The sequence below is a fragment of the Exilibacterium tricleocarpae genome, from assembly GCF_007004655.1.
GTDB lineage: Bacteria > Pseudomonadota > Gammaproteobacteria > Pseudomonadales > Cellvibrionaceae > Exilibacterium > Exilibacterium tricleocarpae.
In genome coordinates this window covers 1-3,815 of record NZ_ML660138.1, presented here as the reverse complement: position 1 = coordinate 3,815, position 3,815 = coordinate 1, and the positions used below count along the sequence as shown (strand labels likewise).

The 3,815-nt window shown below is 50.4% G+C and carries 2 protein-coding genes; both read right to left on the bottom strand.

Annotated features, from left to right (window positions below; genetic code table 11):
• The coding region (locus FKG94_RS28440) for a hypothetical protein (protein ID WP_142930336.1) at nt 1-2,926 on the bottom strand (2,926 nt) is incomplete at its 3' end.
• 579 nt (nt 2,927-3,505) lie between these two features.
• Nucleotides 3,506-3,815 (bottom strand): hypothetical protein (locus FKG94_RS28895; protein ID WP_179957854.1); only part of this gene is annotated, 310 nt, incomplete at its 5' end.

Here is a 3,815-nt window from a genome sequence, read left to right as displayed (position 1 = left end):
CCGTATAAGCGGGCGGCACCGCCAGAGCCTCCGGATACGCCGGCGGCGGTACCGGCAACACAGGGTCAGTACCACTTTGACCCGGCTTCTTCTCGCCAGACTTGCGGGCATTCAAGTCCGATACCCCTTGTTGCACCCCGCGCGAGGTGATTTCCGGATCAATCTCTACACGCATGATGAGAGGGTTGTTATTACCCACACCGTCTACACCGGCATCCGCTGAGTCCCCCTGGGGGACGCGACCGGGTGCTACTGGGGACTCGGAATTGGATTCACCGGGAAACTGGTCGAGATACTGTTGTGCTGAAGCCCAGGATTCTGCCGGGGAGCCTGGAGTAGAATGTGACTCAGGCTGCACTGAGTGACCTCGGAAGGCACGCCCCTCCTCTACTTGGGGCGCCGTGCCAACATTGTGCGTGTCTGAGGGGCCAGGTTGGTGGCTGGACTCTGCTGGTGCCTCAGTGAGAGACGATCCACCAGCCTGGTTTGAGGACTCTACCTGGGCATAAGACGGTGGGGGGACGGAATAAAGGGTATTATAACCAGGGGCCTGCGCCTCTGCATAAGGGGGAAGGCCCGTTGAGTAAATTACTGGCGTCTCGAATGTTGGAATCCCTCCCTGATTATCACTCAATACGGCACTTTCATATTGAGAGTGTAAGTTCACTGCATGGGGATATCGGCGTTTGGCGTCTTGTAGTCCTGTTTCACCCCGTCCCGATACGGCTTCTTCGAGACCCAATGCATCCTGATAACGCCGTTGCTGCGTCAGTGCATATGGGTACAAATCTTTCAAGGCATTAGCGTTTTCACCCAGCATAGCTATTTTGTCACTTTCAGTTTTTGCGACATCAACGCTCCTGCCGACACGTTGCTTACTACGCCGAAGAAGAGTATTGATATAGTCTTCAAGCGGTAGCAGACGACCCGTCATCCGATCGCCCCTGTCATTATGCTCAATACCGTTGAGCAAATCCTGGGCTTGCCTTACCACTGGTTGTGGTGTGTCAGGGGCATTAGTAGCAAGTCTCGCATAAGATGCAATATCCCGTATTGCGTCTAATTGTGCCTTTGTCAGATCTGAAGCAGGTTTTCCACTAATATAACCGGCACTACCCTTAGCAATAGCATTTTGAGTTTTTTCCCTAAATTGACCAACATTAAACAAGGGCTCTCCATCATTGCGGGAAATACGGCCCAGATAAGCGGCGTCTTGCAGGAGTGCTCGCGCTTTCATGTGCAGATCATCTCTGGCTGTCCAGGCATCTACCAAGTCAGTAAAATCTCTTGTGCTTTCGTGTAAAGCATGAAATGCCTCCTGCCTTATAGATGCAGAATCAAGCGCTTTATAACCACCAGCTAGATTACTACTGGCTTGCCGCATAACAGCACGCAGTGTTGTGGCGGCCACCTCGGCCGGTGGCTGATAGTGATTATCTAAAAAAAGCGGAGATGATCTCGATCTATGTGCGTTAGCTTCACCCATACGCTTATAATAGTGATTAGGATTTAATGGTTCCCATCTTTTTTGCTGGCTTTCGGCGTCTTTTAGCAAACCTACCGTCCGGTTGTAAATATCGTTCCTTGCTGAATTACGTTGTTCAGGCGGTGCATCAGGAGGTAGACTTAAATATCTGTCTAAAGCATTTCTATGTTCGGGCAGAGAATCTCTTAAAGAGTGGACACTAGTCAAAACATCGTCAGGCGCAAATCCATCTGCGGCGACACGATCAACATATAATTCAACATTTCTTAATGCATTTCCATACAGTCTATTCTCTTTAGCAGAGTCATTATTACTGCGAGCTTTATCTATATCCTTTTCCAAATTTCCGGCATCGAACCTAGTCCATATGTTTTTTCGACTGGCGCTAGAAAGGATTTTTTCAACTTCATTACCAAGCCCATTCTTTTCTTCGAAAAAATCAGGGTATCGGCTTGTCACCTCTCCGCCTTCGGTAAAGATTCGATACTGAAACTTCTGTAGTGGACTATCAGCATCTTGGCTAAATGACTTAACACGTTTTTGTAAGCCTTGGACCATCTGACGGACATCGTCGGATACACTCGGATTCTCCGCCATATTACGAGTGTGCTTCTCCAGATACTTCATTGCATCCAGCGTATAGTGCATCTCCTCAATAGGTGTGCCTTTATAGCGAATATGCCGGACACGGTTTTCAAATTCTGTACTGTTGAATAACTTCGGAGGATTCTGTTGTAATATCTGGACTTCGTCAACCAAACTCGACCCTTTAGCTTGCAGCGCCTCGGGTAGTTCTCCCGTGTAACTCCCACTATGCGTGTGACTATTGACCCGATCCAAGTGCTGCATGGCCCGCTTACGCAAAATATCACCACTACCACGTATTGCTTTAGAATAACCATCGTCCCTTGATGTCTGGGTAGCGACATGATGGGCATGTTGCACCTCTCTCAAATGGGCCTCCATTGAACGGTCCCCCATCTGCCGTGCCTGGTCAACACTCGCGCGAAATTCTTTCTCGGCAAACTGGCCCAAGATGGATTCAAGTGTATTCACACGGTTTAAAGACTTACCGAGCACGGCCTGGACAAACCTCATAGGCTTTTTGCCTTTTCCAAAACCGGGGGTTACCTGAATCTGATTCCAAGTGTCGTGCATACGGTCAGCTCTGCCAAGGAGATGCTCTGAGGCACGATCAAGACGATTTGCCAGCGCCGGAGGTATCTCTTGTCCTCGGTTTATTCGGGATTGAAGCTCCGCCAGCAGCCCGTCTCTTTGGGCATTGGCCAACTGTTGTAAATTTCTGGCTCTTTCCGCAAATTCCTTGGGTGCATACTTATTGGCTGCGATACCGCCACTGTATTTTGCAATAGAATCCAACCTGTCTAAATACAGCGCTTGCTTACGGTGCAGGTTACCTTGTTGGTCGACTTTGGCCACATCAGCCCTAAACTGACTTATGTTGAATGGGTTATCCAGAGCAGGCTGATGTGTCGTATTTGCCTGCTGAGACGCCGGCCTGGGGAGATCTGCAGATATACCTTGCCGCGGGGACCGACTACTACTGGCAGTATTACTACTTTCTCCCAAGGAACCCGCACCTGCTCGCTGCCATTGGGCTAACTGTCCGGGATTCGGTGTATTTGTTTGAGGATTCGCTCTCGAACTTAAGTCTCTTGATGGAGCACCATAACTTCCTTCAATTCTACCTACCATTTTTTTACTCCTGTGCTTTACAAAAACTCAGTTGAGCTGGAATATGAAAACTGTGCCGCATGCTGAAATAGCCTGGCGGTGACAGGAGGGGCAGAATAGATAAGGCAAGCACGCCACACAATATGCCAGGTGCACTAAGGCTTAATAAATAGATAGAGGGAAAAATGCAGAAATGAGTGGTGCAAAAACTGGGGCGACCTCGCGCAGCTGGTTAAAATTTCCAGGGTTCATAGGGACAAGAAGTAAAAACGCGTTAGCCCCTAGCAGCGGTATGCATCAATGCCAGGAGGGAAGCTGACCTGTTTAGGCAGCCTCCTCCTCTGCTGCAACAGCGTCCTCATACTGGCTGGCCAGACTGCCGGTGCCGGCTAAAGCTGTGGCCCCCGCCTCTCCAGAGACCGGGGCTCTCTCAGCCGGCGCCTGCTCGCTGTTCTCCTCACCCGTCTGCTGCTCCTCCTTCAACTCAACGTGACTGTAATCCTCCTCTGCCGGGAGCGCCTGCTCGATGGTCTGACCGGTGTCCGTCACCTGCACACCCTCACCGTCATAGCGCAGGTCAAACACCTGGCCACTGTCGTCCACCATCGCAAACGGAGTGGCCTCTGCCTCATAA